Below are 5,056 nucleotides of genomic sequence, written 5' to 3' on the forward strand. Positions count from 1 at the left end.
AATAATCCCGCCATCAAGCGCAATGCTGTTCACTCAATCTTCAGTCGAACAAAAAACCTGTGGCGAGGGAGCTTGTCGGAACGCCGCACCGTCCCGCTTGAGTGCGAAGCACTCACAAAAATTGGCATTCTTGCCACATTCTTGGGGCCACTACGCAGCCCAGCGGGAGCAAGCTCCCTCGCCACAAAAGCAGGTGTGCCTGAAGTGCTTTGCTTGAGAAGGCCGCCGTGGCGTTTTCGCGAGCATCACTCAACGTCTTTGAGCAGCTCAAACGTAACTTGATCGGGATAGAACGCCACATAGCCGCGAATCTGTTCGACCGACACTTTGGGGTCTTCATAACGCCACACCGCATTAGCGCCCTCATGCCCGGGGATTTGCAGGCTGTAATAGGTGGCGTCGCCCTTGTACGGGCAATAGGTCGTGTGGTCGGTGCGGGCAAAATACTGTTCGTCGATGTCCTCCCAGGGAACGTAGTACACCGGCGGATAATTGGCCTCGAGCAGCACCAGCGCACGCGAGGAGGCGGCCACTTGAATACCGTGAAACTTCACCAACAGGAAGCTAGGCTCCTCGGCGATGGTGATGACAGGACTAGGACCGGAGCTTTTCATGGAATGCGTTCCTCATGACGGTGATGGACCTGTGGGGGACGGCTCGCGCTGCGGCCCCAAAACCTGAGACCTCGAATGTCAGGTCCCAAAAACCTGAGACCTCGAATGTCAGGNANNACTGGCCGTCGGTCGCTATGCGGCCGACGAGGCCGATGGGTATCCATCACCCCTCGGCAATCAATCGCAACGCATCTGCTGTACATCCATACAGATAATGATTGATCCATTGCTCATCACCGGCCATTCTGTGCGCCTCTTGCACACTTGATGAACGATGGTGGTTATGCAGCTGTACCTCTGTGAAAAACCTTCCCAGGCCAAAGACATCGCGGCGGTACTCGGCGCCAGTCGCCGTGGCGATGGCTGCTGGCTGGGCAATGGCGTCACAGTGACCTGGTGCATCGGCCACCTGCTGGAAACCGCCCCGCCCGACGCCTACGACGCGCGCTACAAGCGTTGGGTGCTGGCGGATCTGCCGATCATTCCGGAAAAGTGGAAGATGACGGTCAAACCGCGCACCGCCAGCCAGTACAAGGCGGTCAAACGNTTGTTGGGGGAAGCGCAGGAGCTGGTGATCGCCACCGACGCCGACCGTGAGGGCGAGATGATCGCCCGTGAACTGGTGGAGCATTGCCGTTACCGCGGGCCCATCCAGCGGTTGTGGCTGTCGGCGCTGGATGACGCCTCGATCCGCAAGGCGCTGGCGGCGCTCAAGCCGGGGGCCGAGACGTTCAGCCTTTATCATTCGGCGCTGGGACGTTCCCGGGCCGACTGGTTGATCGGGATGAACATGAGCCGTTTGTTTACCTTGCTCGGGCGCCAATCCGGTTATCAAGGCGTGTTGCCGGTGGGCCGGGTGCAAACCCCGACGTTGCGCCTGGTGGTGGACCGCGACCGCAGCATCGCAGACTTTGTGCCGGTGGCNTATTGGGCCATCGACGTGCAGCTGTTGCACGACGGCACGGCGTTCACCGCCCAGTGGCGTGCGGCATCCGACGTTTGTGACGATCAGGATCGCTGCCTGAATCAGGCGCTGGCCCAGCAAGCGGCTGCGGCCATCAGCAGCGCGGCGAGTGCCCGGGTGGTCAAGCTGCGCACCGAGCGGATGCGTGAAGTCGCGCCGTTGCCGTTCGACTTGGGCACCTTGCAGGAAATCTGCTCCAAGAAGCTCGGCCTCGGCGCCCAGGAAACCCTGGATGTCGCGCAATCCCTTTACGAAACCCACAAGGTCATCACCTACCCGCGCAGTGACTGCGGCTACTTGCCGTTGAGCCAGCACAGCGAAGCCCCGGGCATTCTCGCCGCGCTCCGCCAGGCCGATCCGTCCCTGAACGCCTTGAACGATCACCTGGAGCCACAGCGCCGCTCACGGGCCTGGAACGACGCCAAGGTCACGGCTCACCACGGCATCATCCCGACGGCGGCGGCCAAGCATCTCGATCGACTGGTGGGCAAGCAACGGGCGGTCTACACCCTGATTCGTGCGCGTTATCTGGCGCAGTTCCTGCCCAACCATGAATACGATCGTACCCAGGCGGACTTCGACTGCGCCGGTGAAGCCCTGCGCGCCGTTGGCAAGCAGATCGTAGAGCCCGGCTGGAAACGCGCCCTGCCCGAGGCGCTCGCCCCGGCCAAGGGTCGCGAGGCTCCGGCACCGCAAACACTCCCGGCATTGGCCGAAGGCCGTGACTGCGCGGTGGCCGATGTCAACCTCAAGGACCTCTGGACCCAACCGCCCAAGCCATTCACCGAAGGCGACTTGATCAAAGCGATGAAAAACGTCGCCAAACTGGTGGAAGATCCGCTGCTCAAGCAAAAACTCAAGGACACCACCGGCATCGGCACCGAAGCCACGCGCGCCGGGATCATCCAGGGCCTGCTGGACCGTGGTTACCTGGTCAAAAACGGCAAGGCGCTTTCAGCCACTGCGGCGGCGTTCAGCCTGATCGACGCGGTGCCACGGGCGATCGCCGACCCCGGCACCACCGCGATCTGGGAGCAGGCACTGGACATGGTGCAAAGCGGTGAAATGAGCCTGGAAGAGTTCGTCACCAAACAAGCCGCGTGGATGAGTAAACAGGTCGCCCGTTGCGCCGGCCTGAGCCTGACCATCAGTGGACCGGCGAGCCCGGCCGGCCGTGGCGCCACCCCATGGAAAAACAAACGAAAACCCGCCAAGCGCAAGCCGTCGACAGGCGCCAAACGCGCGGCGAAACCGGCCAGCAAAGCTTGAGGGCACTTCGAATGGACCGTGATGGTCTAGTGTTCTTCAAGCCCGGCGATGGCCCCATTTTCTGAAACGGCATCGCAGCCTCGTTTCACTCGACAGCTGCTACAGGAACCTTGTTTATGATTATCGTGCACCACCTGAACAACTCCCGCTCCCAACGTATTCTCTGGTTGCTGGAAGAACTGGCCATTCCTTATGAGCTGAAACGCTATCAACGCGACCCAAAAACCAATCTGGCCCCGCCGGAATTGAAAGCGATCAACGCCCTGGGCAAATCGCCGGTCATCGAAGATGGCGCGCAGAAACTGATCGAGTCTTCCGCGATCATCGACTACCTGATTCGTCGTCATGGCCAGGGGCGCCTGCAACCCGATCCTGCTACCGCCACCTACGACAAATATGTGCAATGGCTGCACTTCGCCGAAGGCTCGGCCATGCTGCCGCTGATGCTTAACCTCTACGTCGGCCGATTGGGTGANGCCGGNGCGCCGCTGCACCCGCGCATCAACTCCGAAGTGGCCAACTACCTTGGCTACCTCGATACGGCCTTGAGCCAGTCCGATTATTTGCTGGGTGACACATTCAGCGCCGCCGATATCCAGATGAGCTTTATCGGCGAGATTGCCCGCGCCCAAAGCAAGCTGGGCAACTACCCTCATGTAGCGGCCTGGGTTGAACGTTTCCAGGCACGCCCTGCTTACGTGGCTGCGTTGAAGACCGGCGGGACCTACGACTTCGCGCCTCACTGAGTGATGCCGAAAGGGCCACGGACGGCCCTTCGATCTGGAGAGAACCCAGCATGCCCTCGATAGCACTGCATGCCGCACACCGCGACGAACTGGAAACGATTGAAAACCTGATGCAGTTCTACATGCATGACTTCAGCGAGTTTCTACCGCTGAAACTCGGCGAGCACGGTTTCTTCAATATCCGGCCGACACTGGATTACTGGCGTAACCCCGCAACCCGGCCGTTTCTGATCAAAGTGGAGGGAGAGCTCGCCGGTTTCGTGACGGTGGACGACGGCGTTCATATCGAGGGTGCCGAGCACAACATCGGCTACTTGTTCATCAGCCGACGCTTTCGTGGCCAAGGTGTCGCGAAGTTTGTCGTGTCCACCCTCTTGAGCCGGTTCCCCGGTCAATGGCAGATTTTCCATATCGACGCAAACCCGCCTGCACGGCGCTTCTGGGCCAAGGTGATGCCCGAGTTCGCAAGCGATGAATTCACCCTGCATCAACGGTCGGTAGACGGTTATCCCTGCACCTTCTATCGCTTCCAACATCTGCTGCCATCGTCCTGACCCGGGTGTTGCGTCGCTGCTTTTTAATTCCAAAGCGCTTTGTCCGACAATATGTAGTGACTAAAAATAATCACTACATAACGGTTGACGCCTCCGATTTGCCCTTGCATGATGCAGACATCTCCCCGATCGGGAGTACAGCAACATGTTTGAGCAAGCTCGTCTGACCGCCGAGCTGTTTTTCCCGGATACACGCTGCCCACAAGGCAGATTGAAGAAGCTGACCTGGCCCGAACGTCCAGTACAAGGACGAGAAGCGCTGGCGATCAATCCTCATGAAGCTTGTGGCCGACCCTCAAAAGTCGGCGGCGGCCTCCAGGTTTTCGCTGCTTCTCTTCGTTGTGACGCTATTGCGTAGCAGTTATTCAACACGACTACATGCAACAGACGCGAGACCCCGTCGAATTGACGGCCGACCGCCGACGTCCTGGTTTCGGTGCCAGGGATCAACTAACCGATGGGCTACCTGTATTAGCGAATCAACTTTGAAAGATCACCAACTTGGTCAAGGGGCATATTATGAATCTGAACAATCAACCTACTATCGATGAACTGGCTCATCTGTTCGCGGCGCAAAAAGACAGCCACGACAGCCACATTCTGTGGATCAGCAAATCGGGCCAGGTTCAAATCGACTGCCTGTCGCCGCACGCCCATGAAGCGGAGTTCGACCAGAACAACCAGAACCTGTTGGCCCGACTGAAGATGTACCGTCGCGGCCAGGGCTATGTCGGCAAAAAAGCCGCGGCTGACAAGGACTTCATCGGTCATGTTCTGCAAACGCTGAAACAGGCGTGGTCCTCGATGCAGAACCAGAACGAAGTTCGGGTGATTGACCGGTTCTACTGATATCCCCCACTGCTCATCAATAAAAAAAGGCCCCGCTCGTCCTATCGAGCGGGGCCTTTT

General features: G+C 59.2%; 6 protein-coding genes. 5 read left to right on the forward strand and 1 reads right to left on the reverse strand.

Annotation, left to right across the window (positions count from 1 at the left end; genetic code table 11):
• Nucleotides 1-245: 245 nt before the first annotated feature.
• Nucleotides 246-614, reverse strand: a complete 369-nt coding sequence (locus B7L09_RS03590) for a DUF427 domain-containing protein (protein ID WP_094467774.1) — start codon at nucleotides 612-614, stop codon at nucleotides 246-248.
• A 283-nt stretch (nucleotides 615-897) separates the two neighbouring features.
• Here B7L09_RS03590 and B7L09_RS03595 point away from each other — a divergent pair, with 283 nt between their 5' ends.
• The 5 genes from B7L09_RS03595 to B7L09_RS03610 all read left to right on the forward strand — a co-directional run bounded on the left by B7L09_RS03595 (nucleotide 898) and on the right by B7L09_RS03610 (nucleotide 4,996).
• On the forward strand, nucleotides 898-2,847 hold the full coding sequence (locus tag B7L09_RS03595; RefSeq protein ID WP_094467775.1) for a DNA topoisomerase III: 1,950 nt from the start codon (nucleotides 898-900) through the stop codon (nucleotides 2,845-2,847).
• Between the two features lie 116 nt (nucleotides 2,848-2,963).
• Entirely contained in the window at nucleotides 2,964-3,593 is a 630-nt protein-coding gene (locus tag B7L09_RS03600) for a glutathione S-transferase family protein (RefSeq protein ID WP_094467776.1), read from the forward strand.
• Between the two features lie 50 nt (nucleotides 3,594-3,643).
• Entirely contained in the window at nucleotides 3,644-4,147 is a 504-nt protein-coding gene (locus B7L09_RS03605) for a GNAT family N-acetyltransferase (protein ID WP_094467777.1), read from the forward strand.
• Between the two features lie 145 nt (nucleotides 4,148-4,292).
• On the forward strand, nucleotides 4,293-4,505 hold the full coding sequence (locus B7L09_RS31910) for a hypothetical protein (RefSeq protein WP_158491239.1): 213 nt from the start codon (nucleotides 4,293-4,295) through the stop codon (nucleotides 4,503-4,505).
• Between the two features lie 161 nt (nucleotides 4,506-4,666).
• Nucleotides 4,667-4,996 (forward strand): hypothetical protein, encoded by a 330-nt coding sequence (locus B7L09_RS03610; protein WP_094467778.1) that lies wholly within the window; start codon nucleotides 4,667-4,669, stop codon nucleotides 4,994-4,996.
• Nucleotides 4,997-5,056: the final 60 nt, after the last annotated feature.

Source organism: Pseudomonas mandelii, from assembly GCF_002251635.1.
In the GTDB taxonomy this organism is placed as follows: Bacteria; Pseudomonadota; Gammaproteobacteria; order Pseudomonadales; family Pseudomonadaceae; genus Aquipseudomonas; species Aquipseudomonas mandelii_B.

Bases quoted from the DNA above. Each gene is read 5' to 3' on its own strand.
- B7L09_RS03590 (WP_094467774.1), bottom strand. From the start codon at position 614: ATGAAAAGCTCCGGTCCTAGTCCTGTCATCACCATCGCCGAGGAGCCT.
- B7L09_RS03605 (WP_094467777.1), top strand. From the start codon at position 3,644: ATGCCCTCGATAGCACTGCATGCCGCACACCGCGACGAACTGGAAACG.
- B7L09_RS31910 (WP_158491239.1), top strand. From the start codon at position 4,293: ATGTTTGAGCAAGCTCGTCTGACCGCCGAGCTGTTTTTCCCGGATACA.
- B7L09_RS03610 (WP_094467778.1), top strand. From the start codon at position 4,667: ATGAATCTGAACAATCAACCTACTATCGATGAACTGGCTCATCTGTTC.